Origin of the sequence: Amycolatopsis sp. NBC_01286 (assembly GCF_035982555.1) — a bacterium.
In the GTDB taxonomy this organism is placed as follows: domain Bacteria; phylum Actinomycetota; class Actinomycetes; order Mycobacteriales; family Pseudonocardiaceae; genus Amycolatopsis.
Window position 1 is genome coordinate 7,479,499 of record NZ_CP108428.1, and the last position, 24,237, is coordinate 7,503,735.

A 24,237-nucleotide genomic window follows, 5' to 3' on the forward strand; every position below is an offset into this window, starting at 1 on the left:
CGGCCGAGTCCGGTCGCCGCGAATTGCGGTGGCCGGACTCCGCCGTCTCCGGAGATGATCCGGGGATGACCGACTTCGAGATCCGGACGCTGCGCGACGACGAGCACCGCGCCGCGAGCACCCTCTTCCGCGCCACCGTGCACGTGCCACCGTCCGACGACAAGGACTGGGAACGCGCCGCGCGCGCCTACCAGTCCGGCGGCACGATCGGGGTGTTCGACCCGGATTTCATCGGCACCGCCCGGGCTTTCGACGCCGAGCTGACGGTGCCGGGTGGCGCCCGGCTGCCGATGGCCGGCGTGACGGGCGTCGGTGTCCGCGCCGACCGGACGCGTCGCGGCGTGCTGCGGGCCATGATGTCCGCTCAGCTGGCGGACTTCGCCGCGCGCGGGGTGGTGTTCGCGAACCTGCTCGCGTCCGAGGCGCTCATCTACGGCCGGTACGGCTACGGCTTGGCGACGCGCAGCCGGACCTACAGCGTCGACCGGCACCGCGCGCGGTTGCGGCCGGACGCGCCCGCCGCCGGGGAGGTCGAGCTGCTGGAGCTGGACGTCGCCGTCGCGGCCCTGCCGGGCGTCTACGAGCGCGTCGAGCACCGGCCCGGGATGATGACCCGCCCGGAGGTGCTGTGGCGGCTCTACGAGAACCACCTCCGCCGCAGCACCGATCCGGTGAAGGCGCTCGTGCACCACGGCCCGGACGGGCCCGACGGTTACGCCCTCTACGTCGTCGGCGGCCTGCAGGCCCACCCGTGGACCAAGACCCTGGAGGTGCCGGACATGTTCGCCGGCACGCCGGCCGCGCTGGCCGGGTTGTGGCGGTTCCTGCTCGGCATCGACCTGGTGGACCGGATCGTCGCCGAGGAACGGCCGTTGGACGAGCCGGTCGAGCTGATCCTGGCCGATCACCGCCAGGGCAACGTCGACCGCGTCGAGGACGAGCACTGGCTGCGGCTCGTCGACGTCCCGAGGGCCTTGGCCGCCCGCGAGTACGGCCACGCCGCGCCGGTCGTCGTCGAGGTCACCGATCCGTTGCTGCCGGCCAACTCCGGGACCTACCAGATCACGCCGGACGGCGCCGAGCGCACCGGGGGACCGGCCGCGCTCGCTCTCGACGTCACCACGCTCGCGATGCTCTACCTCGGCACCTGGCGCGCGTCGGCGCTCGCCGACGCCGGCCGGATCGAGGTCCGCGACCCGGCCGCCCCCGCGGCCGCCGACGTCCTGTTCAGCACGCGCGTCCAGTCGTGGTGCGGTAGCTTCTTCTGAGTCCGCACCGCCGGGGGTGAGCACCGTGACCAGGCGTTTCCTCGCGTTCCTCGGGCTGTGCTGCGTGCTCTCGGGCTGCACCGCGTCGGTCCCGGCGCCGGTGCTGCCGAGCCGCGGCACGCCGGTCTCCACGAGTGCGCCGGTGAAGGTGCTCGACCCGGTCGCGGTCCGCGACGGCGTCCGGAAGATCCTCGTCGAGAGCTTCCACATCGCCGACGTCGGCGGTGTGAGCTGCCCGGTCGGTCAGCCCGTCAGCACCGGGCGCGCGTTCGCCTGCACGGCCCAGATCGGGGGGACGGCGAAGCGGGTCCCGATCACCGTGCTCGACGGGGACGGCCGCTACCGCGTCGATCCGCCGGGCTGAGTGCCTGCGCTAAAAGGGGATGCCGCGTCGTGGGTGTCCCGGCATGATCGGGCGCATGACCACCTTCGACGTCCGCCCCATCACCGAAGCCGAGCGCCGCAGCACGTTCGACCTGCTGGGTCGCTCGCTGCACAGCAACCGGATCGGCGACGAAGACTGGTCCCGCTACGGGGAGTCCTGGCCGGCCGCGCACAAGTTCGCCGCGTTCGACGGCGAGACCCCGATCGGCATCACGAGCTCCTACGAGACGGAGATCGCCGTGCCGGGCGGGCGCACGCTCGGCGTCGCGGCGGTCGACGGCGTGGGCGTGCGCGCCGACTGGACCCGCCGTGGGGTGTTCAGCGCGCTGATGGCCACGCAGCTGGCCGACGTCGCCGCGCGCGGGCTGCCGCTGGCCGCGCTGCACGCGAGCGAGCCGACCATCTACGGCCGCGCGGGTTACGGCTCCGCGACGCTCGGCAAGACGGCCTGGATCCCGCGGCCCGCCGCGCGCCTGCACGAGCGTCTCCCGGCCACCGGGCGGGTCCGGATGCTCACCCCGGACGAGGCCGTCAAGGAGATTCCCTCGCTGTACCAGCGGATCGGGCTGCACCGGGCCGGCATGATGGGGCGGCCGCCGGGGTGGTGGGCGTTCTCGCACGACCGGCTCGTCGGTCCGGCCGGGGACCACGTCGTGGTCGTCCACAGTGGACCGGACGGGGACGACGGCTTCGCCGTGTACGGCACCGTCAACCGCCGCACCCTCGAGGCACCGGACGAGGGCGCGGTGCTGAAGGTGCGCGACCTGCACGGGGCCGACACCGCCGCGCGCGTCGCGCTCTGGCGGTTCCTGCTGTCGGTGGACCTGGTTTCGGGGGTCCGCGCCCGGTTCCGCCCGGTCGACGAGCCGCTGGCGGCGATGATGGCCGACCACCGGCACGCCCGCACGGCCGAGGTCGAGGACGACCTGTGGCTGCGCCTGATCGACGTCGGCACCGCGCTGGACGCGCGTACCTACCGCGACGCCGCCCCGGTGGTCCTCGCCGTGACCGACCGGCAGCTGACGGCGAACACCGGGCACTACGAGGTCGGTCCGGACGGCGCCCGCCGCACCGGGGCCGCCGCGCACCTGAGCCTGGACGTCGACACCCTGGCCATGCTCTACCTGGGGGAGTGGAGCGCGTCCGCGCTGGCCGAAGCGGGCCGGATCACGGTCCGCGACCCGGCGGCGACGGCCCGGGCGGACGAGCTGTTCACCACGGTCACCGCGCCGTGGTGCGGGACGCCGTTCTAAGAACCGGGCAGGGCCTCGATGAGCCGGTCCACGGACTTGCCGAGGTTCCAGCGCTCGGCCAGCTCGGCGACGCGGTCCGGGTCGGCCGGCGTGGCCGGGACCTTGTCCGGGCGCGACTGCTCCACCGGCGCGTCGACCGCGACCCGGACCACCGTCGGCGCGACGGCCAGGTAGTCGGCGGCGTCGGCCAGCCGCAGGCGCGTCTTCAACGGGACGCGGGAGTCGCTCGCCGCCGCGGCCTTCAGGAGCGCGTCGAGGGAGCCGAACTCGGTGATCAGCTTCGCCGCGGTCTTCTCGCCGATCCCGGCGACGCCGGGCAGCCCGTCCGAGGGGTCGCCGCGCATCATGGACATGTCCGCGTAGGCGGGGCCGGCGCTCTCGCGGGGGACGCTGTAGCGCTCGGCGATCTCGTCGGGGCCGAGCGCCTCGGCCTTCGCCCAGCCCTTGCCGACGTAGACGACCAACGTCGGGGTCGGCTCGTCGCGCACCAGCTGGAACAGGTCGCGGTCGCCGGTGATGACCTCGACCGCGTCCTTCTTCTCGCGGTGGGCCAGCGCGCCGATGACGTCGTCGGCCTCGTAGCCCGCCGCCTCCGCGGTGGCGAAGCCGAACGCCTCGAGGACGTCGAGGATGATCGGCACCTGCGGAGTGAGGGTGTCGGGCACCACTTCGACGTCGGGCGCCTGGCCCGTGGTCTCCTGGGCCACCCGGTGGGCCTTGTAGCTGGGCAGCAGGTCGGTCCGGAACTTCGGCCGCCAGTCCGCGTCCATGCAGCACACCAGCCGCGACGGGCGCCGGTCGGTGAGGATCCGCGCGATCGTGTCGGTGAACCCGCGCACGGCGTTCACCTGGGTGCCGTCGTCGGCGCGCATCGAGTCGGGCAGGGCGAAGAACGAGCGGAAGTAGAGGCTCGCGGAGTCGAGCAGCGCAAGGGGTCCGGTCACGCGTACAGCCTGCCACGCCCCGGCGCCGCCGACCGGCATGCCACGCGCCACCCAGCACGGTCGGAGGTGGCTCCGGCATGTCGCACCACCGGGCGGATGGATCACCCGGGCGGCCCGGCTAGGCTCGCCCCATGTCGCGCCGTTCCCTCCACACGCCCGCCCCCGACGCCGCAGCCCTGCGCGCCCGCCTGGACCGCGCCCGCACCGCCGCGGCCGCCGCGGACACCGACGCCCTGCTGATCGCGCCCGGTTCCGACCTGCGCTACCTGATCGGCCAGGCCGGCGGCTCGTTCGAGCGCCTCACCACCCTCGTCGTCCCCGCCGACGGCACACCCGCGCTGGTCGTGCCGAAGCTGGAAGCGCCCGGTTACGCCGACGTGCCGACCGACGAGCTCGGCGTCGAACTGCTGACCTGGGTGGACGGTGACGACCCGTACAAGCTGGTGGCCGACCGGCTCGGCAAGGCCGGCCGCGTCGCGGTCAGCGACTTCACCCCGGCCCTGCACGTGCTGGCCCTGCGCGCGGCGCTCGGCGAGGCCGAGCAGACCCTCGCCGGCCCGGTCGTGCGCGAGCTGCGGATGCGCAAGGACGCCGCGGAGATCGCGTCGCTGCGCGAGGCCGGCGCGGCCATCGACCGCGTGCACGCCCGCGTCCACGAGTGGCTGCGCCCGGGGCGCACCGAGGCCGAGGTCGGCGCGGACATCACCGCGGCGATCGTCGAGGAGGGCCACGTCCGGGCGGACTTCGTGATCGTCGGTTCCGGCCCGAACGGCGCCAGCCCGCACCACGACGTCTCCGACCGCGTCATCAACAGGGGTGACGTCGTGGTCGTCGACATCGGCGGGCCGCTGCCGGCCGGCTACAACTCCGACTCCACCCGCACCTACTCGGTCGGCGCGCCGCGCGACGCCGACGTCGCCGAGACCTACGCCGTGCTGCAGCGCGCCCAGGCCGCTTCGGTCGCCGCGGTGAAGCCGGGGGTCACGGCCGAGGCGGTCGACGCCGCCGCGCGCGACGTCATCACCGAGGCCGGGTTCGGCGAGTACTTCATCCACCGCACCGGGCACGGCATCGGCCTGGACGTGCACGAGGAGCCCTACATCATCGCGGGCAACACGCTGCCGCTGGAGCCGGGCATGGCCTTCAGCGTCGAGCCGGGCATCTACCAGGCGGGCCGCTGGGGCGCCCGCATCGAGGACATCGTGATCGTCACCGCGGACGGCGTCGAGTCCGTCAACAACCGGCCGCACGAACTCGTCGTGCTGGACGCATGACCACCGGTGGCCTGGAGCCGCTCGACCAGTCGATCGTCGAGGAACTCGCGGCCGACGGGCGCCGCAGCTTCACCGACCTCGCCGAACGCGTCGGGCTTTCGGTGTCGGCGGTGCACCAGCGGGTGCGCCGCCTCGAGCAGCGCGGGGTCATCCTCGGGTACACCGCGCGGCTCGACGGCGAGCAGATCGGGCTGCCGCTGACGGCCCTGATCTCGCTGACGCCCAACGACCCCGGCGCGCCCGACGACTACCCGCAGCGGATCCAGCACATCAAGGAGATCGAGTCCTGCTACTCGGTGGCCGGCGACGAGTCCTACATCCTGCTGGTGCGCGTCCAGTCGCCGCTGGCGCTGGAGGACCTGTTGCGCCGGATCCGGGAGGCCGCCAAGGTGTCCACTCGCACCACGGTGGTCCTCTCTACGCCGTTCGAGGGACGTTCGCCTACGTTCTGACACCGGGCAGGTAGCCGGGTACCGGGGGACTGGTACGGTAAAAGGTATGGCAACACGTAAGGTGACTCTTTCGCTGGACAGCGGCGCCTTGGACTTCGCCGAACGCGCCGCGAAAGCACACGGGATCTCGGTCTCGTCCTGGCTGTCGAAGGCGGCCAGGCGCGAGGCGGTACGCACGGGCTACACCCCGCAGAAGCCGGAACCGGCCGTCGCGGACCTCGACGAGGCCGAGCGCACCGCGGCGGAAAAGGATCTGCGTGCGCAGGGGTGAAGTCTGGACGTACCACCCCCCGACCGATCCGGCCCGGCAGCGCACAGTCGTGCTGCTGTCCTCGGACGGGGTGAACGAGTCCGAGCGCCCCTGGCTGCTCGGCACCGAACTGCTCGACCGCGACCCCCAGGACATCCTCGGCGTGGCGATCGACGCCCGCTACTGGGTGTCGACGCTCAACCTCACGCGGCTCTACCGCCCGTGGTTCGACGAGCGCCTCGCGGAGATCGACCAGGAGGTCCAAGAGCGCATCGACATCGCACTGCGAGCGGCCCTCGATCTTTAAGTGTATAACGCCCTATACCGCGGGGCGATAGTGAAAGACCTTGCGGTCCAGTAAGTGCAGACGGCACGACTCAACCCTGCTCGAGAGCAGGGAAGGTCAGCGGGCGACGACCTCCGGGGCCGCGTGGAGCTTGCCGTCCGCGCCCGCGAGGCAGGAGGCGTTGCCTTCGCGAGTGGTCATGAACTCCGTGAGGCAGTCGGCGATCGCGGTGTGGCCGGCGGCGTTGGGGTGGAACGACTCCTGCAGTGCGTGGCCCGCCCGGTCGGCTTGGCCGAGGTCGGCGAGCTGGAGCGTCAGGCGGGTGAACCATTCCGTCGCGGGGTTGGCGCCGCCGCTGCACGCTTCGTGCTGCACGCCGGCCTTGGCGAGGTCCAGGAACCGGGCGCCGGTCTGCCGGGCGGCCGTTTTGATGCCGGAGGACAGGACGCCGATGCCGGTCTGGGAGATCCAGCGCAGGTCTTCGACCCGGAACGGGCAGCCGTTGAGGCTGCGCAGGTCTTCGGGGACGTCGGGGCCGATCGGGGCGGCGTAGGACTGCAGGATCAGCTGGTAGTCCGCGGGTACGTAACCGGCTTGGGCCAGTACTTTCTTGACGTCGGAGACGGCGGCGGCGACCTTCGGGACCATCGCGTCCACTTTGGACTGCCAGCTCTGCTTGAGTGCCGTGCTGCACGGCGGGCCGCCGGGGTCGAACCACGCTTTGAAGCAGTCGGTGACCTGGTTGGAGAACTTGGGGTCGTCGTTGGCGCCGACGGCGATCACGACGGCGGCGACGCGGTGGTCCTTGACCAGGGCGGCGAGCTGTTGTGCTTGTGAGCCTTCGGTCCACTGCTTGACGCCGCCGAGGGCGACCTGTTCGGCGGGGGCGCCGGAGCAGGCGAGGTTGACGTGGGCGGTGATGCCGGGGACGGCGATCTTTTCGACGAAGGCGTTGGGGGATCGGTGGCACCAGTCGCCGCCCTGGCCGTTGGTGGTGGGTGTGTACTGGCCGGCGCCTTCGCCGGAGGCGGTGCTGTCGCCCATGGCGACGACGGTGAGCGGGCCGGTGCCGGGCGGGCCTTGGCGGGGTTGGGGTTGTCCGGGTTGGCTTTCGGAGCCGAAGAAGGCGAAGAAACCCACGAGGAGGGCCACGCTGACGAGGACCAGCGCCCCCCAGTACCACCGAAGTCGTCGCATCACGGCTGATTCTACGGATCAGGTGATCGGCCCGGTCGTCGGACACCGTGCGTCACGGGTCACAGAGTCGCGGTCTCACCTGGGAAAGTTCCGGTCGCTGCGTGCGGCAGCTACTTTCGCGGGCACTTGCTAGCCGGCTTGGGTGAGGTCGGTGGTGGCGGCGAGTTCGGTGGCGACGTCGGTGATGGTGTGCCGGGCGGGGTTGTCGTTGGTGGGCAGCCAGACGAGTTCGGTTCGGGCGATGTCGCCGGTGAGGGGGACGAAGGCGACGCCGGTGCGGCGGAGGCTGTGGGACGAGCGGGTCAGCCGGGTGACGCCGACTCCGGCGGCGACGAGGCCGAGCAGTCCTTGGACGGTCGGGGCGCGCTGGACGACGTGGGGGGTGTAGCCGGCGGTGGCGAAGTCGTCGTCGTAGCTGCGGTGCCAGGGTTCCCAGCTGCTGCGTGGGGTGAGGACCCAGGGTTCGTCGGCGAGGTCGGCGAGGGTGAGTGCCGTGCGGGTGGCCAGTGGGTGGTCTTGGGGGAGGACGGCGCAGACCTCTTCGGTCATGAGGGTCCGTGAGGTGAGGTCGTCGACGAGGGGTGGGCGGGTGAAGGCCAGGTCGAAGCGGCGTTCGCGGAGGCCGTCGACGAGGTCGGCGATGGCTGCTTCGGCGGTGTGGACCTCGAGGGCGGGGAATCGTTCGCGGGCCGCGCGGACGATGGGTGGCAGCAGGTAGTTGGCGGTGGTGGTGAGGAAGGCGAGCCGGATGGTGCCGATTTCGCCGCGGACGGCGCGGCCGAGGGTCGCGACGGCGTCGTCGGCTCGGGCGAGGACCGCGCGGGCTTCGGGCAGGAAGAGTGCGCCGACGGCGGTGAGGCGGGTGCCGCGGGCGTCGCGGTCGAACAGCCGGGCGCCGAGGGTGCGTTCGAGGACGGTGATCTGCTGGGAGAGGGATTGCTGGGCGATGTGCAGGCTGGTGGCGGCGCGGGTGAAGCTGGTTTCGTCGGCGACGGCGACGAAGTAGCGCAGTTGCCGCAGCTCGGGGGTCACAGGTTTTGACTGTAGCTGTGCCAGGTGATCGGTGTTGGCGCCGTGTGCGTGATCTTCCGCAGGATGGACGGAGGAAACGTACTGGGAGGAACTCGGAGATGACGAACACCGACGGCCGCGTCTGGCTGATCACGGGCTGCTCTTCCGGCTTCGGCCGGGAGGTGGCGCTGGCCGCTCTCGCGGCCGGCGATCGGGTGCTGGCCACCGCTCGGCGGCCGGAAACCTTGAGGGACCTGGAAGTGGCGGGTGGTGACCGGGTCCGGACGGCGGCGTTGGACGTCACCGATGCCGGTCAGGTCGACGCGGCGGTGAAGACGGCGCTGGAGACGTTCGGGCGGATCGACGTCGTGGTGAACAACGCCGGCAACGGTTCGGTCGGCGCGGTCGAGGAGCTGACGATGGCGGAGCTGCGCGGGTTGATGGAGGTGATGTTCTTCGGTGCGGTCGAGGTGACGAAGGCCGTGGTGCCGCACCTGCGGGCGCAGGGCAGCGGGACGGTCGTGCAGATCAGCTCGATGGGTGGGCAGCTGTCGATGCCGGGGTTCGGGGCGTACTGCGCGGCGAAGTTCGCGTTGGAGGGGCTTTCGGAGGCGCTCGCGGCGGAGGTGGCGCCGTTCGGGGTGCGGGTGCTGATCGTCGAGCCGGGCGCGTTCCGCACCGAGTTCGGTGGTGACCGGATGCACCGTTCCCGCACGATCGACGCCTACGCGGTGTCGACGTCGGGGACGCGTGGTGCGGTCGAGGGCATGGACGGCACGCAGCCGGGTGATCCGGCGAAGGCCGCGGCGGCGATCGTGCGGGCTGTGGCGAGTGAGGACGCCCCGTTGCGGCTGGCGCTGGGCGCGGACGCCGTCGAGGCGATCCGGGGTCACCACGAGGTGTTGGCGGCGGATCTGGCCGCGTGGGAGGACGTGAGCCGTTCGACCGCCTTGGCGTAAGCCGTGAATGGCACATCGAGGGACTCTGAGTCCCTCGATGTGCCATTCACGGACTTCAGTCGAGCAGGGCGGTGAGGACGCCGTCGAGGAGGCGGACGCGGCGGTCGGCTATGCGGTGGACTTCGTCGTCGTGGGTGGCGACGATGACGGCCGCGCCTTCGGCCGCGCATCGGCGTAGCAGCTTCAGGACGCGGGGGGTGCTGCCGCCGTCGAGGTGGGCGGTGGGTTCGTCGGTGAGCAGGATCCGGGGGCGGCCGGCGACGGCGCGGGCCAGGGCGACGCGTTGCTGCTGGCCGAAGGAGACTTCGAGGGGGTAGCGGTCGCCGAGGTCGCCGATGCCGAGTTCGTCGAGCAGGTCGGTGACGCGGTCGTGGATGACCTGGCGGGACGGGCGGGGGATGTCGGAGCGCAGCCGCAGGGGCAGGGCGACGTTTTCGGCGATGGTGAGTTCGTTGGCGAGGCCGAGGGCCTGGGGCAGGACCGCGCAGGTGTGCCACGGTGGTGCGCCGCTGATGGGGACGCCGTCGAGGAGCACGCAGCCGGAGTCGGGCGAGTCGAACCCGCAGAGCAGGGCCAGCAGTGCGCTCTTGCCGGAGCCGGATCGGCCGGAGACGGTGACGAGTTCGCCGGCGGCGACGCGCAGTTCGAGGCCGCGCAGGACTTCGATGTCGCCGCTGGGGTGGGCGAAGCTGCGGCGCAGGCCGACGGCTTCGAGCATGGACGGTGCGGTTTCGGCGGTCACGGCCGCGGCTCCCGTTCTTCGATGCCTTCGAGGGCGCCCTTGTGCAGGCGGGCGATCCGGGCGCCGAGGTCGATGAGGCGTTCGTCGTGTGAGGCCACCAGGACCGCGAAGTCCTGGTCCACCAGGTACTGCAGGGTGTCGAGGACGAGGTCGGCCGAGGCTTCGTCGAGCTGGGACGTCGGTTCGTCGGCGAGGATGACCGTGGAGCGGGCCGCGAGGACGCAGCCGAAGGCGAGCCGTTGCTGCTGGCCGCCGGAGAGGGCGGAGATCTTCCAGCCGCCGGTGTCGTGCAGGCCGAGCTGGGCGAGGATGTCGTCGGGGCGGCAGTGGGTGCCGGCGGCTTCGGCGGCGGCGCGGAGGTTGTCGGCGACCGAGAGGTAGCCGAGCAGGTTGTCGGAGGGGTTCTGGAACACCAGGCCCAGGTGGTGACGCCGGAGGGCGCGTCGTTCGCGGTGCTTGAGCTTGCGGACGTCGGCGCCCTGGAACGTCAGGGTGCCGCGGGCGGGTTGTTCGAACAGCCCGAGGACGCGCAGGAGGGTGGACTTCCCGGAGCCGGACGGGCCGGCGAGGACGGTCATGCCGCGGGCGGGGACGTCGATGCTGACGTCGTCGACGCCGGTGACGATGCCGGCGGGTGTCTGGTAGTCGACGCCGATGCCGCGGAGCTGGAAGATCGGTTTTTCAGGCACGGATCAGCTCCGCGGTCCGGGCGGTGCGCACCGAGCGCACCGCGATCCAGCCGGCCAGGCCCACCACGAGGACGCCGACGGCCAGCACGGTCAGGACGAACGGCAGTGGGTCGGGTAGTTCGGAGCGGGGGGCGAGGAAGGTCGCGGGGTCGAACCGCGGCACGGAGAGTCCCGCGACGGAGATCCCGCAGACCACGCCGACGACGATGGCGAGTCCGCTGAGGGCGCCGAGTTCCATGAGGTGGCTGGCGAGCAGGGTCCGTGGCCGCATGCCCATCCGCAGGACGAGGGCGCCAGCGAGGGCGTTCTGCCTTCGCCGGACTTCGACGGCGACGAGCAGCGCGAGGATCGCGACCAGGCCGAGGACGGCGCCGAGCAGGGCCACGAAGGAGAACGTCCACGAGACGACGAAGAACGGGAGGCCGTCGAGTGCGGATTCGCGGCTGACGCGGTTGGGGATGTACACCCCGGCCGAGCGCAGTGCGGTGGTGGCGTCGGCCATCGCGGTTTTGGTCAGGACGCTCCACTTGGGGATGCCGTCGAGCTGGGCGTGGCTGAGCGCGGTGCGGGACACGACGTAGCCGGGTGAGGTGCCGATCATCGGGAACACCGGCAGGTCGCCAGCGGAGACGACGTCGGGGAGGCCGCCGGGCAGGTGGGTGGACTGGCCGTCGCGGTGCCCGACCCGGATCGCGGGTGTGCCGTGCGGGTCCGGCTGGGTGATCTTCCGCAGGAGCGCGTCGAGGTCGTCGACCGGGACGCGGTCGAGTGCGGCGGCGTTGGCGAACGTCGCGGGGTCGATCACCAGCACGACGCTGCCGGTGCCGGTGAGCTCGCCGACGATGGTGCTGGTGCCGGCCAGGGCGGCGGGCATGGCGACGGTGCCCATGCCGATCGGGCTGTCGGTGTCGAGGCGGGCGTCGCTGCCGACGAAGATCGCCGACTTGGTGGCGAGGGCGTCTTCCTGGCCGTCGGCGATGCCGATCCCGGTGGCCAGGGTGCCGATCGCGAGGGTGCCGATGACGAGCACGCCGGTCACCGGGGCGCGGGCGCCCGCCAGCCGGCGGATGGCCAGCTGCAGCGCGGGGTGAGACCAGAAGCGGGCGCGGTGGGAGGCGTGCAGGGCGAGCCAGGCCAGCCGGGCGGTCAGCAGCCCGACGGTCAGGACGACGAACACCGGGTAGGTCAGGGCGAGCGGGTCGACCTGGGGTAATGGATTTCCGAGGCGTGATCCGGTGCTGTAGCCGGCCAGGCGGGTCCAGCCGAGCCAGGCCATGCCCGCGGTCGCGAGTTCCCACGGGAAGTACGCGAGCAGCCGCGCCCGGTTGCCCTTGCGGCGTACCCGGCCGAGTTCGAACTCGCGGTGCGCTCGTACGGCGACGACGAGGGCGAGCAGCGTCATGGAGAGCAGCAGGACGGCCGCGGCGACGATGCCGGCGCGCAGTTCGGCGTCGGAGTCGGGGGCGCCGGGTGGTCCGTAGACGCCGAGCAGGAGGCGGGCGGCGACCGCGCCGGCGGCGCCGCCGAGCAGGATCGGCAGGCCGAGCTCGGCGATGGCGAGCCAGCCGAGGGCGCCGGGGCCGCTGCCGCGGGCGGAGAGCAGGCGCAGCTGGGCGTGGCGGCGCTGGTACCACTGCAGGGCGACGCTGCCGAGGCCCGCGCAGCCGACGAGCACGCTGATCACCGCGAGGGGCAGGATCGAGACGAACACGTTGTCCTGGGCCTGGCGGGCGATCGTGACCGAGCGTTCGAAGGTCGGGACGTCGGCGGCGACGGCGGAGCCGAGGCCTTGGGCGGTGAGGTCCGCGCGGACGTCGGCGACCAGGTCCTGGGAGCGGCGCAGGAGGTCTTCGGCGCCGCTGAGGGTGGTGGGTGGCGGGACGTAGAACGAGATGTGGAAGTACTGCATGGTCGGCAGGCCGAGGGCGTGGACGGCGTTGTCGAAACTCGCGCGGTCGGTGGCGAAGACGATCGAGTCGATGGGGTCGTTGGCCAGCCGGTCCACGACGGCGCCGGACTGCTGGGAGCACCACCAGCGCGGTGGCGGGTCGAGCAGGTCGCGGTAGATGCCGGTGACGGGCGGCAGCGGGGTGCCCTGGACGCTCGGGCGGGCGCCGAGGCCGATGTGTTCGCCGTCGGCGACGACGTTGCCGAGCCACAGGCCGGGGGCGCGGGTGCCCTGCTGCAGGGTGAGGTGGTCGAGCCCGGCCTGGTCGCGGTAGCCGAGGCGGATCTTGTAGTGCGGGTCGCCGTTGAACTGGGTGCCGAGCAGGACGTTGGTGTACTGGCCGACGATCGGGGTGCCGAAGCCGTGGGCGGGGGCGTGGCGCTGGACGGCGGCGGTGACCGCGGGGATGGTCTCGACGGGGATGTTGCCCTTGCCGAAGACCGGGCCGTAGGCGTCCGGGCAGACGATGCCGGTCTGGTAGGTGACGGCCGCGCCGCCGGCCGCGGAGGCTTGCAGGACCGCGGCGGTGCCGAGGAAGCACGCGAGCAGCGAGGTCACCGCCGCCACGATCAGCGTCAGCGGGCTGGTGAGCGCGGCTTTCGGTGCCGCACGCCACGGCATGGTCACTCTGAGTTGTTCGATCTTCCCCCACATCACCCGCATGGAGGCGCACGCTACCGGCCCACCCCAGGAGACGGAACGTTTTTGTCACGATCGTTGCTCACCCGCTGTGGTCGAAGGTGTCGAAAAGGGCGGGTGCAACCAGTACGGCCATCCGGCCGGTTTAGTGGTCTAGACCTTGACTCCTGGATTGGTCTGATCCAATCCTGGGGACGTTCCCGCCGTGCGACGCCGCAGCACGGCTCCCCGCCGGCTTTGGAGCGCTCGTGCGTCGACGCAGACCTTTCTCCCGATTGTCCGTTTCTCTTGCCCTGGCGGCATTTTCCGCCGGTTCGCTGGTCGCCGCGGCCGGGACCGCCCAGGCCGCCACGCCGCTGCCCTCGCACGTCTTCGCCCCCTACTTCGAGGCGTGGACCGGCGAAAGCCCGGCCGCGCTCGCGCAGGCGTCCGGGGCCAAGCACCTGACCATGGCGTTCATCCAGGCCGCCACCAAGGGGCAGTGCACCGTCTACTGGAACGGTGACTCCGGGATGCCGATCTCGAGTGCCACCTTCGGCTCCGACATCACCACCATCCGCTCGCGCGGTGGGGACGTCATCCCGTCTTTCGGCGGCTACACCGCCGACAACACCGGGACCGAGATCGCCGACAGCTGCACCAACGTCGACTCGATCGCCGCGGCCTACGAGTCGGTGATCACCACCTACGACGTCCCGCGCCTCGACATGGACATCGAGGACAACTCGCTCACCAATTCAGCCGGCATCGACCGCCGCAACAAGGCCATCAAGAAGGTCCAGGACTGGGCCGCAGCCTCCGGCCGGCCGCTGCAGATCTCCTACACCCTGCCCACGACCACCCGCGGCCTGGCCGACAGCGGTCTCGCCGTGCTGCGCAACGCCGTCACCAACGGCACCCGCGTCGACGTCGTCAACATGATGACCTTCGACTACTACGACAACGCCGCCCACGAGATGGCGACCGACACCCAGACCTCGGCCACCGGCCTGGTCTCCCAGCTCGCGGCGCTCTACCCGGGCAAGACCCAGGCCCAGCTGTGGGCGAGTGTCGGGATCACCGAGATGATCGGCGTCGACGACTTCGGCCCCGCCGAGACGTTCACGACCGCCGACGCGGCCACCGTCTACAACTGGGCCGTGTCCAAGGGCATCAACGAGCTGTCCTTCTGGGCGCTGCAGCGGGACAACGGCGGCTGCCCGGGCGGGGCCGCGGCGGACAACTGCTCCGGCATCAGCCAGTCGCAGTGGTTCTTCAGCCACGCCTTCGAGCCGTTCACCGGCGGCACGACCGTGCCGGGCAACGACTTCTCCCTCGCCGCGAACCCGGCCTCGGCCGCGGTGAACCCGGGCGCCTCCACCTCGGCGACGGTCACCACCGCCGTCACCTCCGGCGCCGCCCAGTCCGTGGCCCTCTCGGTCTCGGGCGCACCCGCCGGCGTCACCGCGTCGGTCAGCCCCGGCTCGGTCACCGCGGGCGGCAGCGCGACGCTGTCGGTCGCCACGACCTCGGCCGCGGTCCCCGGCGTCTACCCGCTGACCGTGGCCGGCGCCGGAACTTCCGGCAGCCACAGCGCGACCTTCACCCTCACCGTCAACGGCACCGTGCCGACCGGCTCGGTCGTCAACGGCGGGTTCGAGACGGGCGCGCTGAGCCCGTGGGTCGGTGCCGGCGACTCGGTCGTCGCCTCGCCCGCGCACTCGGGCACCAAGGCCCTGCAGGTGACGGCCACGGCGTCGTCGACCGGTGAGGCCGCGCAGAACATCACCCTCGCGCCGAACCACGCGTACACGCTCAAGGCGTGGGTGCAGGGCAGCTACGCCTACCTCGGCGTCCGGGGCGGCGCGACCGCCAGCACCTGGACCTCGAGCAGCGGCTGGACGCAGCTGTCGGTGCCGTTCACGACCGGTGCGTCGGGCGCGGTGACGATCTACGTCCACGGCTGGTACGGCCAGGGGTCGGTCTACACCGACGACGTCACCCTCGGCTGAGAAAAGAGCGGCTCCGGTCCTCCCCGCACCTGCCCGCGGGGAGGACCGGAGCCGTTCGGCCGCAGCACCACTGGGCAAAGTGGAGGTTGGCGCGGGCCCCTTCGCCGGAAAGACTGGATCTTCCGCTCGCGAGGAGGAACACCCATGCCCCACATCCCGCTCGACCCGGAGCTGCCCGGGATCCGGTCGCTGATGGCCTACCGGCCCGAGACCGCGGTCCCGCTGAACCTCCTGGCCCAGACGCTCCTGCGCGGGCCGAGCAGCCTCACGGTCGGCGAGCGCGAGCTGATCGCGACGGTCGTGTCGAACGGCAACGAATGCCGCTTCTGCACCGGCAGCCACGCCGCCACCGCGGCCGAGACCATCGACGGCGGCCGCGCGGTGGTCGACGCGGCCTGCGCCGGGGTCGACGACGCGCCGGTGTCGGAGAAGCTCAAGGCGCTGCTGCGGATCGCGCTGGCCGTGCGGGAGACCGGCCGCAACGTCACCGACGAGCTCGTCGCCGCGGCCCGCGCCCAGGACGCGACGGACCTCGAACTGCACGACACCGTGCTGATCGCGGCCGCGTTCTGCATGTACAACCGCTACGTCGACGGGCTCGCCACGATCGCGCCCGACGACCCCGCGGCCTACGAGCAGATGGGGAAGGTCCTGGCCGCCGAGGGTTACGGACGCTGATCAGCCGTGAAGGGCACCCTCAGGGCTTATACAGCCCTGAGGGTGCCCTTCAGGACATTGCTACGCGGGCTGCAGCACGAAGTCGTAGCGGGCTTCGATCCACGGCCCGTCGCTGTGCCCGCCGTCCGGGGTCGGGCCGGCCTCGCGCGGCTCGAACGTGACGACCAGCTCCTGCTTGGTGCCGAACACGACGTCGCTGTCGAGGTACTCGGCGCCCTCCTGGAACAGGTGCGTGATCAGCGGCTCGTAGCCGGCGGCGTTGATCAGGAAGTGCACGTGCGCCGGCCGGTAGTGGCTGATGTCGGTACCGCCGATCAGCTCGCCGACCGGGCCGTCCATCGGGATCGAGTACCCCTTCGGCGCGATCGTGCGCAGGCAGTACGACCCGTCGACGCGGGTGGTGTACTTCGCGCGCAGCCGGGCCTCGTCGATGCCGGGGATCTGCGACTCGTACGCGCCTTCCTCGTCCGCCTGCCAGACGTCGAGGACCGCGCCGCCGACGGGGGAGCCGTCCAGCCCGGTGACGGTGCCGGTGACGTAGAGCGGCGCGCCCGGCAGGCCGTCGGACATGTCGCCGCCGAACTCCTTCTCCGGTGAGCCGTCGATGTGGAACGGGCCCAGCACCGTCGCCGGCGTCGCCTTCGCGTCGAACGCGTGGTTCATCTGCACGACCAGCATGCTCAGGCCCAGCACGTCGGAGGCGAGGATGAACTCCTCGCGCTTCTCGTCGCTGATCTGCCCGGTCTCGGTGAGCCACCGCATCGCGGCCATCCACTCGGTCTCGCTCAACCGCACCTCGCGGGCGAAGGCGTGCAGGTGCCGCACGAGCGCCGACATGAGCTCCGCGGTCCGCGGGTCGTGCGCGCTCGACCAGCGCCGCGCGGCGAGCTCGGTGATGTTGTCCTCGGTGACCAGCTGCATCGGCGTTCCTCTCAGACTTCCGGATCCGGGGCGACGGACCGGTTGTTCAGGTCCACCGACAGGAAGATGTCGTTCGCGACGGGATGGCGCAACTCCTCGGCGAGCTGCCCGATCAACCCGGCCGTGCGGGCCAGCAACGCGAACCCGCGCAGCAGCTCCAGCGGCAGGCCCAGGTCGGCCAGCGCCGCGCCGCAGACGCCCGCGCCGTTGAGCGGCAGCGTCTTGCCCAGCACCCGCGGGTGCACCCGGCCGATCGCCGCGAACAGCTCCAGGTGCGGGCCGCGCAAGCCCTCTTCGGCGGCGATCTCGAACAGCCGCGCGGTGCGCGGGTCGCCGTCCTTGTGCACGTGGTGCCCGAGCCCGGGCACGAACTTCCGTTGTGCGCGCATGCTTTCGACGGTCGTCAACGCGAGTGCGTCCCACCCGGCGTCGTCGGTGGGTGGGTCCTCGACGGTGCCGAGGACGTCGTGGAGGAACCGGCCGCAGTCCTCGGTGACGCCGAGGAAACGCGACCCGCCGCCGAGCAGGCCCGCGGCGAGCGCGCCCTGGATCGAGTCGGGGGCCGAGAGGTAGGTCAGCCGGGTGACGATCGCGGTCGGGGTGAAGCCGTGGTCGGCGAGCGCGGCCAGGACCGCCTCGAAGACGCGCGTCTCGCTCTTGGTCGGACGTCGTTGCGTGGCGAGCCAGAACGCCAGCTCGCCGAAGCCGACCTCGCCCATCACGTCCCGGGCGAGGTCCTGGCCGAGCAGGGTGATCTTGTCGCGGCTCGACGCGCCGAGCGCCGTCTCGTACGCCGGCATGTCAGCCATCGTCGTCCTCCCGGGGACTCGTCAGCCACTCGCGCAGCTCGGCGCCGTGCTCGTCCAGCTCCGGCGGCGGCAGCCGGTAGGCGGCGGGGGTGGCGGAGAAGCGGATGGGGTGGCGGGTGGTCGGCACCGCGCGGTCGCCGTCGCCGACTTCGACGATCGGGTCGAGGCCGAAGCGTTCGGCCATCGCGAAACCGCCGTCGATGGTGTTGATCGGCCCGCACGGCACGCCGACCTTCGTCAGCGCTTCGAACCACTCGACCGCGCCGCGGGTGGCGAGCCGCTCGATGAGCAGCGGCCGGAGCTCTTCGCGGTTCTTCGTGCGGTCGGCGTTGCGGGCGAAGCGCGGGTCGTCCGCAACATCGGGCAGGTCGAGGACTTCGCAGAGCCGGCGGAACTGGCCGTCGTTGGCCGCGGCGACGATCAGGTCGTTGTCCGCGGTGGGCAGCGGCTCGTACGGGAAGACGCTCGGGTGGGCGTTGCCCATCCGGTACGGCACCACACCCCCGGCGGCGTAAGCGGAACTGTGGTTGACGAGCCCGGTCAGCGCCGAGGACAGCAGGTTGACCTCGACGTGCTGGCCCTCGCCGGTCGCGTCGCGGTGGCGCAGCGCGGCCAGGATGCCGATGACGGCGTGGTTGCCGGCCATCACGTCGAACACCGAGATCCCGGCGCGGTAGGGCGGGCCGTCCGGGTCGCCGGTGAGGCTCATCAGCCCGGAGATCGCCTGCACCATCAGGTCGTACCCGGGCACGTGCCGGCCCTCGCCCGAGCCGAACCCGCTGATCGACGCGTACACCGACCCCGGGTTGGCGGCTTGCACGCTCGTGTAGTCGAGGCCGTACTTGGCCAGCCCGCCCGGCTTGAAGTTCTCGATCAGGATGTCCGCGCGGGCCGCCAGCTCGCGGGCGACGACGGCGTCGGCCTCGTCGCGCAGGTCCAGGGCGATGGAGCGCTTCCCGCGGTTGATGCCGAGGTAGTAGGTGGAGACGTCGCCGCGCACCGGCGGCATCCACGTGCGGGTCTCGTCACCCTGCGGGCCTTCGACCTTGACGACCTCGGCGCCCAGGTCGGCCAGCAGCATCGTGGCGTACGGCCCGGCGAGCACCCGGGAGAAGTCCGCGACCAGCAGCCCGGTCAACGGACCGGCGGCGCTGTTGTCCACCCGAACCTCACCTTCGTGTCCGTCAGTCGGACGTATGTCCGCTCAGTTTGGGGGAGTGGCTCACGGCGGTCAAGACGCCGGGACCGTCACGTGCGGGACGTCGGCGAGCCGGGCGAAGTCGGCGCTGATGTCCCCGGCGGTCTGCAGCAGCAGCGGCAGGTGGTGCTCCAGCAGCCGCTCGACGGACGTCTCGGCGGCGTGGCAGTTGACGTTGACGCCGGCGATCACCCGGCCGGAGCCGTCCCGCAGCGGCGCGGCGACCGAGCGGATGCCCAGCGTGAGCTGCTCGTCGGTGAGCGCCCAGCCGCGGGCCCGGACCTCGCGCAGCTCGGCGTCGCGCTCGGCCCGGTCGGGCTGCCAGCGCGCGACCAGCCCGGAGCGGGTCGGTTCGGCCAGCACGGCCTCCAGCTCGTCGAGGGGCAGGGCGGCGAGCTGCACCTTGCCCAGCGACGTCGGCAGCGCCGGGAACCGCGTGCCGATCTGCACGCTGAGCCCGACGATCTTCGGCACGGCCACGCGCGCCACGTAGACGATGTCGGAGCCGTCGAGCTGGGCGATCGAACACGACTCGTTCGTGCGCGCGACCAGGCGTTCCAGGTGCGGGCGGGCGACGTCCCACAAGCCCGCCGAGCGCACGTAGGCGACGCCGAGGTCGAGCACCCGGGGCGTCAGGGCGAAGCCGCGGCCGTCGGAACGGACGTAGCCGAGCTCTTCGAGGGTCAGCAGGATCCGCCGCGCGGTCGGACGGGCCAGGCTCGTGGCCGTGGCCACCTCGGCGAGCGTCATGGCCTGCTGGTGCGGGCGGAACGCCGTGATCACCTCAAGCCCGCGGGCGAGCGCCTCGATGAAGTCGGGACCGGTTCCCTCGCGTGGCATGCGCGACCTCCCTCTGCGGTAACCCTCACCGGCAGCGTAGCGGCGGGGATTGACAGCGGCGCGGCACTGGGCAAAAGTGACTGCGCCCACCCCATGTCCGTCCAGCGGACGAGTGTACGCAGAAGTGCGTGGAGAACGAGGCAGCGATGACGCAGCCCACCGACGGCCGGCCGGTCCTCCTGCGCGGCGGCACGGTCCTGACCCTCGACGACACCCGCCGGGTCCTCACCGGCGCCGACGTCCTGGTCACCGGCGACCGGATCGCCGCGATCGGCCCCGCGCTGGAAGCCCCGCCGGGAGCCGTCGAGATCGACGCGACGGACGGGATCGTCATGCCGGGCATGATCGACACCCACCGCCACATGTGGCAGACGGCCATGCGCGGCTACGGCGCCAACTGGACGCTCACCCAGTACTTCGTCTGGTACTACCTGGAGTGGGGCAAGGTCTTCCGCCCCGAAGACATCCACGCGGGCAACCTGCTCGGCGCGTGGGAAGCGCTCGAAGCGGGCGTCACGACCACCGTGGACTGGTCCCACGGCCTGCAGACCACCCAGCACGCCGACGCAGCGGCCGACGCGCTCGAATCCGTGCCGGGCCGGTTCGTGCTGGCCTACGGCAACATCCAGGACTCCCCGGCCACCTGGACGGGCACGCCGGAGTTCCGCGACTTCGTCACCCGCCGCACCGGCGGCGACCTGGGCTTCCAGCTCGCCTTCGACGTCACCGGCGACCCGGCGTTCCCCGAGAAGGCCGCCTTCGAGGTGGCGCGCGAGCTGGGCGTGCCGGTGACGACCCACGCCGGTGTCTGGGGCGCGACCGGCGACGACGGCATCCGGCTGATGTACGAGAACGGCTTCATGACGCCGGAGACGGTCTACGTCCACAGCGCGTCCCTCTCGGCCGACTCCTACCACCGCATCGCGGCCACCGGCGGCTCGGTGTCGGTGTCGACCGAGAGCGAGCAGAGCGCCGGCCAGGGTTACCCGCCCACCTGGGCGCTGCGCGCGTACGGCATCCCGGTGTCGCTGTCGATGGACACGTCGGTGTGGTGGAGCGGCGACCTGTTCTCGGCGATGCGCTCGACCCTCGGCGCGGACCGCTCCCGCGAGCACCTGGAGGCGCACAAGCTGGGCGAAACCGTGACGCACGCGGCGTTGCGCGCCGAGCAGGTCGTGGAGTGGGCCACCCGCGGCGGCGCGACGGCGCTGGGGCGCTCGGCCGACCTGGGCAGCCTCGAGGTCGGCAAGAAGGCGGACGTGGTGCTGTTGAAGAACGACGCGTCCCCGGTGTCGTTCCCGCTGCTCAACCCGTACGGCCACGTGGCGTTCCAGGCCCAGCGCGCCGACGTCCACACGGTCCTGGTCGACGGCCGCATCGTGAAACGCGACGGCGCCCTGGTGGGCGTCGACCTGCCGGCGGTCCGCCGCGAAGTGGAGTCCACAGTGGACTACCTGCGCGCGCAACTGGGCGAGGAAGCGTGGCGCCAGGGCATGAACCCGGACGTCCCGCAGACGAAGGTCCTGGACAACCCGTACACGTACACGACCTACCAGAGCGACTCCACCCACGGCGGCTGAGGACTACCTCGACCGCGACGCGTACTCCGTCAAGGCCGTGCGGTTCTGCAGGTTCGACTTCGCCATCAGGCTCGCCACGTGCTTCTCCACCGTGCGTGGCGAGATGTGCAGCCGGCGGGCGATGTCCTTGTTGCCCATGTTGTCCGCCAGCAGCTGCAGCACCTCGTACTCGCGGACCGTCACCCCGGCCGAGCGCAGGTCGGCCGGGAGGCGGTCGGTGCCCTCGCGGCGCTGGCCCACCGGGGCGCCGATCTTGCGCAGCAGGCCCCGGCACGCGCTCGCCACCGCCGAGATGCCCGCCTGGTGGAAGTACTCCTCGGCCTCCTTCAGCCACGTCACCGGGTCGCCCCAGCCGTCGGCCGCGGCGGACTCGGCGACCATGCGCAGGCCCAGGTGCCGGCTGACCGGGAACAACGCCGCCGCGTCCACCGCCTTGGCCAGGGCCGCGTCGGCCAGGTCCGCCTCGCCCGCGCGGCCGTGCCGGACCGCCTCGCCCAGCAGGACGAACTGGCGGTTCCAGCGCATCCCGCTCACCGCCGCCCGCGGCTCACCCGGTTCCGTCTCGATCCCGTCGAGGGCTTCGACCAGCAGCCGCAGGCCGTGCTGGCCCGCCAGGTGGAAGCGGCTCGGCTGCCGCTCCTCCAGCGCCATCACCTGAGCCAGCTCCCGTCGCGCGCGATCGGCGTCCTCCTCCAGCAGCGAGCAGAACACCTGGGCCAGCCCGACGCTGAGCACCATCTCCTGCGCCGTCCCGCCGCCTTCGGCGCGGAAGTCGTCCAGCGCCAGCTCCATCCGCGCCCGGTCCGCCTGGTGCGCGGCGACCATCGCGCGCGTCATGTGCGTGTACTGCAACAGCGCGACCAGCCGCAGCCGCCCGAGGACGGCGAGGTTCTCGGCCAGGATCCGGTCCGCGTGCTCGAACTCGCCGCGCATCACCGCGTGCACCGCGCGGCTCGCGTCGACCGCGCAGGTCAGCGTGATCGCGCCGGTCCGCTGGGCTTCCGCTCGGGCCAGGTCGAACGTCCGGACGTCGCCCTCGGCCAGCATCCGGTGCCCACCGAGGCGGACCAGCACCTGGGTCCGCAGGTGCGTCAGCTGGTGGCGCTCCGCGAGCCGCCGCGCCAGCTGCAGGTAGCGCTCGGCCTCCGCGAGATCGGTCTCCAGCGCCACCATGCCGAGCACCTGCAGCGCCTGGCACGACACGAACGGCACCCCGGCGCGTTCGGCGACCTGCCACGCCTGGTCGGCGAGCTTCCGGGCGCGTTCGGTGTGGGCCGGGCCGGGGACGTCGAGCCACAGCGTCGCTTCGACGGCGTCGACGGCCGCCCGCTGCTCCTCGGCCATCTCGTCGCCCAGCGGGGCGCGGGCCTGCTCGATCTGGTTGAGGCACTCGTCGTGCCGCCCGGCGATGTAGGCCGCCCAGGCCAGCTGGATGTGCAGGTCGACCGCCCGCTCCAGCCGGCCCAGCTCGGCGAAGCGCGCGGAGAACTCCACGGCCCGGTCGAACTGCCCGGTCTGCCCGAGCGCGTGCAGCAACGCCTCCAGCGCGTCGGCCCGATCCTCGGTCCCCGCCGCGGCCAGCAGTTCGACGGCCCGGGTCAGCATGGTCACGGCGGTGTCGGCGGCCCCGCCGTCACGCGCGCGGCGGCCGGCTTCGGCGAACAGCCGGCCGGCGCCGGGGTGGTCCATCGCGGTCAGCCGCAGCGACGCGGCCAGCGCGCACAGCTCCCCGGGCAGGCCCGGGTGCAGCAGCTCGACGGCGTCGGCGGCCTTGCGCGCCAGGTTCGCCTTCGTCGAGGGCACCAGCCTCGACAGCAGCGCCTCGGCGGTGAGCGGGTGCCGGAAGGCGTACCAGCCGGGCGTGGTCTCGTCGGTGGTGACGAGGTGCGCGGCGACGCTCGCGCTGATGTGGTTGTGCAGCATCCGGTCGTCCATGTCGGTCACCGCCTGCACCACCGACAGCGGGAACCGCCGCCCGAGCACCGCGGCCACCGACAGCAGCGTCTCGCCGTCCGAACCGAGCGCGTCGACCCGGGCGGCGATGCTGCTGATCAACGCCTCGGGCACCCGGGCCTGCAGCTCGCCGACCACCTGCCAGCCGCCCGGCCCGCCCACGAGCAGGCCGTCGCCGAGCATCCCGTGCAGCAGCTCCTCGACGACGAACGGGACGCCTTCGCTGTTCTGCCACAGCAGGTTCGCGACGGCGGCCGGGACCGCGTCCGGCTCGGTCTCCAGGCACGCCGCCGCGAACTCGCGCGTGCGGGCGGCGTCCAGCCGGGTCAGCTCGAAGGTGCGGCTCGACGACCGTTGCGACGCCGCCGTGGCCAGCCGCAGCGCCTCGCCGGGCTCGTTGCGCAGGGTGCCGATCAGCATCACCTTGCCCGACGCGAGGTTGTCCACCAGGTACTCGACGATGAACAACGTCTCGGCGTCGGCGTTGTGCAGGTCCTCCAGCACGATCAGGCAGCCCTCGGCGCGCCCGGCGACCGACAGCAGCCGGAACACGGCCTCGGCCAGCACCATCAGCGAGCCGTTGTCGTGCGGGCGGTCACCGCGGTACCAGTCGGGCACGAGCCGGGCCAGCACCGGCACCAGCGGGTCGAGCTCCGGCGCGGCGGGCGGGTGCCCGCCGCGGAAGTGCGACAGCAGGGCTTCGGCGAGCGGCCGGAACGGCACCATCGGCCCGATCGAGCTGGCCCGCCCGCGCAGCACCGGCATCCCGGTCGCCAGCGCCCGCGCGGCGACGTCCGCGGCGAGCCGGGACTTCCCGATCCCGCCTTCGCCGACAAGGAAGAAGGCCCCACCGTGGTCGGTGCGGGCCTTCTCCAGAGCCTGGGACAGTGCGCCGAGCTCCCTGTCCCGCCCGATGAGGCGCGTCGAACGGATGCCCATGAGCGGGGACTATAGCCGGACGGATCACTTCC

22 protein-coding genes are annotated in these 24,237 nt (G+C 72.3%); 11 read left to right on the forward strand and 11 right to left on the reverse strand.

Annotated features, from left to right (window positions below):
• Positions 1–65 precede the first annotated feature (65 nt).
• Genes OG570_RS35160 through OG570_RS35170 form a run of 3 tightly spaced genes read left to right on the forward strand, consistent with a single transcriptional unit; the run spans position 66 to position 2,905 of the window.
• Entirely contained in the window at positions 66–1,268 is a 1,203-nt protein-coding gene (locus OG570_RS35160; RefSeq protein ID WP_326953233.1) for a GNAT family N-acetyltransferase, read from the forward strand.
• Positions 1,269–1,293: 25 nt separating this feature from the next.
• Positions 1,294–1,632, forward strand: coding sequence for a DUF4333 domain-containing protein (locus OG570_RS35165; RefSeq protein ID WP_326953234.1), 339 nt, complete (start codon positions 1,294–1,296; stop codon positions 1,630–1,632).
• Positions 1,633–1,687: 55 nt separating this feature from the next.
• Positions 1,688–2,905, forward strand: a complete 1,218-nt coding sequence (locus tag OG570_RS35170; RefSeq protein ID WP_326953235.1) for a GNAT family N-acetyltransferase — start codon at positions 1,688–1,690, stop codon at positions 2,903–2,905.
• Here OG570_RS35170 and OG570_RS35175 read toward each other — a convergent pair.
• Positions 2,902–3,849: a 5'-3' exonuclease gene (locus OG570_RS35175; protein ID WP_326949687.1), complete on the reverse strand. Its 948-nt coding sequence runs from the start codon at positions 3,847–3,849 to the stop codon at positions 2,902–2,904. The genes OG570_RS35170 and OG570_RS35175 overlap by 4 nt on opposite strands.
• Before the next feature lie 131 nt (positions 3,850–3,980).
• Here OG570_RS35175 and OG570_RS35180 point away from each other — a divergent pair, with 131 nt between their 5' ends.
• The 4 genes from OG570_RS35180 to OG570_RS35195 are packed head-to-tail and all read left to right on the forward strand — an operon-like array spanning position 3,981 to position 6,132.
• On the forward strand, positions 3,981–5,123 hold the full coding sequence (locus OG570_RS35180) for a M24 family metallopeptidase (RefSeq protein WP_326953236.1): 1,143 nt from the start codon (positions 3,981–3,983) through the stop codon (positions 5,121–5,123).
• Entirely contained in the window at positions 5,120–5,575 is a 456-nt protein-coding gene (locus OG570_RS35185; RefSeq protein WP_247051868.1) for an Lrp/AsnC family transcriptional regulator, read from the forward strand. Before OG570_RS35180 ends, OG570_RS35185 begins: the two co-directional genes overlap by 4 nt.
• A 46-nt stretch (positions 5,576–5,621) precedes the next feature.
• Positions 5,622–5,846 (forward strand): hypothetical protein, encoded by a 225-nt coding sequence (locus OG570_RS35190; protein WP_326949685.1) that lies wholly within the window; start codon positions 5,622–5,624, stop codon positions 5,844–5,846.
• The gene (locus tag OG570_RS35195) at positions 5,833–6,132 is read left to right on the forward strand and encodes a hypothetical protein (RefSeq protein ID WP_247051866.1); all 300 of its coding nucleotides are present in this window, start codon (positions 5,833–5,835) and stop codon (positions 6,130–6,132) included. Before OG570_RS35190 ends, OG570_RS35195 begins: the two co-directional genes overlap by 14 nt.
• Positions 6,133–6,228: 96 nt before the next feature.
• On the opposite strand, the gene OG570_RS35200 is transcribed toward OG570_RS35195, so the two are convergent.
• Both OG570_RS35200 and OG570_RS35205 read right to left on the reverse strand, forming a co-directional pair.
• Complete coding sequence (locus OG570_RS35200; RefSeq protein ID WP_326953237.1) at positions 6,229–7,308, reverse strand: GDSL-type esterase/lipase family protein; 1,080 nt, start codon at positions 7,306–7,308, stop codon at positions 6,229–6,231.
• Between the two features lie 129 nt (positions 7,309–7,437).
• On the reverse strand, positions 7,438–8,340 hold the full coding sequence (locus tag OG570_RS35205) for a LysR family transcriptional regulator (protein ID WP_326953238.1): 903 nt from the start codon (positions 8,338–8,340) through the stop codon (positions 7,438–7,440).
• 98 nt (positions 8,341–8,438) lie between these two features.
• Here OG570_RS35205 and OG570_RS35210 point away from each other — a divergent pair, with 98 nt between their 5' ends.
• Positions 8,439–9,278: an oxidoreductase gene (locus tag OG570_RS35210; protein ID WP_326953239.1), complete on the forward strand. Its 840-nt coding sequence runs from the start codon at positions 8,439–8,441 to the stop codon at positions 9,276–9,278.
• Between the two features lie 55 nt (positions 9,279–9,333).
• Here the strand turns inward: OG570_RS35210 and OG570_RS35215 are convergent, their stop codons facing one another.
• Genes OG570_RS35215 through OG570_RS35225 form a run of 3 tightly spaced genes read right to left on the reverse strand, consistent with a single transcriptional unit; the run spans position 9,334 to position 13,278 of the window.
• The gene (locus OG570_RS35215; RefSeq protein WP_326960249.1) at positions 9,334–9,996 is read right to left on the reverse strand and encodes an ABC transporter ATP-binding protein; all 663 of its coding nucleotides are present in this window, start codon (positions 9,994–9,996) and stop codon (positions 9,334–9,336) included.
• Between the two features lie 20 nt (positions 9,997–10,016).
• Positions 10,017–10,709 carry an ABC transporter ATP-binding protein gene (locus tag OG570_RS35220; protein ID WP_326953240.1) on the reverse strand — a complete coding sequence of 231 codons (693 nt, stop codon included), beginning with the start codon at positions 10,707–10,709 and terminating at the stop codon, positions 10,017–10,019.
• Positions 10,702–13,278, reverse strand: coding sequence for an FtsX-like permease family protein (locus OG570_RS35225; protein WP_326960251.1), 2,577 nt, complete (start codon positions 13,276–13,278; stop codon positions 10,702–10,704). The genes OG570_RS35220 and OG570_RS35225 overlap by 8 nt, the downstream gene beginning before the upstream one ends.
• A gap of 293 nt (positions 13,279–13,571) precedes the next feature.
• Between OG570_RS35225 and OG570_RS35230 the strand changes: the two genes are divergently transcribed.
• Positions 13,572–15,287 carry a glycosyl hydrolase family 18 protein gene (locus OG570_RS35230; protein WP_326953241.1) on the forward strand — a complete coding sequence of 572 codons (1,716 nt, stop codon included), beginning with the start codon at positions 13,572–13,574 and terminating at the stop codon, positions 15,285–15,287.
• Positions 15,288–15,431: 144 nt separating this feature from the next.
• A complete protein-coding gene (locus tag OG570_RS35235) occupies positions 15,432–15,965 on the forward strand; it encodes a carboxymuconolactone decarboxylase family protein (protein ID WP_326953242.1) in 534 nt (177 codons plus the stop codon).
• 60 nt (positions 15,966–16,025) lie between these two features.
• Here OG570_RS35235 and OG570_RS35240 read toward each other — a convergent pair whose 3' ends face one another.
• The 4 genes from OG570_RS35240 to OG570_RS35255 form a co-directional block, all read right to left on the reverse strand.
• On the reverse strand, positions 16,026–16,886 hold the full coding sequence (locus tag OG570_RS35240) for a dioxygenase family protein (protein WP_326953243.1): 861 nt from the start codon (positions 16,884–16,886) through the stop codon (positions 16,026–16,028).
• 11 nt (positions 16,887–16,897) lie between these two features.
• Positions 16,898–17,695 (reverse strand): citryl-CoA lyase, encoded by a 798-nt coding sequence (locus OG570_RS35245; protein ID WP_326953244.1) that lies wholly within the window; start codon positions 17,693–17,695, stop codon positions 16,898–16,900.
• Complete coding sequence (locus OG570_RS35250; protein ID WP_326953245.1) at positions 17,688–18,857, reverse strand: CaiB/BaiF CoA transferase family protein; 1,170 nt, start codon at positions 18,855–18,857, stop codon at positions 17,688–17,690. Before OG570_RS35250 ends, OG570_RS35245 begins: the two co-directional genes overlap by 8 nt.
• 69 nt (positions 18,858–18,926) lie before the next feature.
• On the reverse strand, positions 18,927–19,733 hold the full coding sequence (locus tag OG570_RS35255; protein ID WP_326953246.1) for an IclR family transcriptional regulator domain-containing protein: 807 nt from the start codon (positions 19,731–19,733) through the stop codon (positions 18,927–18,929).
• Between the two features lie 146 nt (positions 19,734–19,879).
• Between OG570_RS35255 and OG570_RS35260 the strand changes: the two genes are divergently transcribed.
• Complete coding sequence (locus tag OG570_RS35260; protein ID WP_326953247.1) at positions 19,880–21,313, forward strand: amidohydrolase family protein; 1,434 nt, start codon at positions 19,880–19,882, stop codon at positions 21,311–21,313.
• A gap of 3 nt (positions 21,314–21,316) precedes the next feature.
• Here OG570_RS35260 and OG570_RS35265 read toward each other — a convergent pair whose 3' ends face one another.
• Positions 21,317–24,205, reverse strand: a complete 2,889-nt coding sequence (locus OG570_RS35265) for a helix-turn-helix transcriptional regulator (RefSeq protein WP_326949673.1) — start codon at positions 24,203–24,205, stop codon at positions 21,317–21,319.
• Positions 24,206–24,237 lie beyond the last annotated feature (32 nt).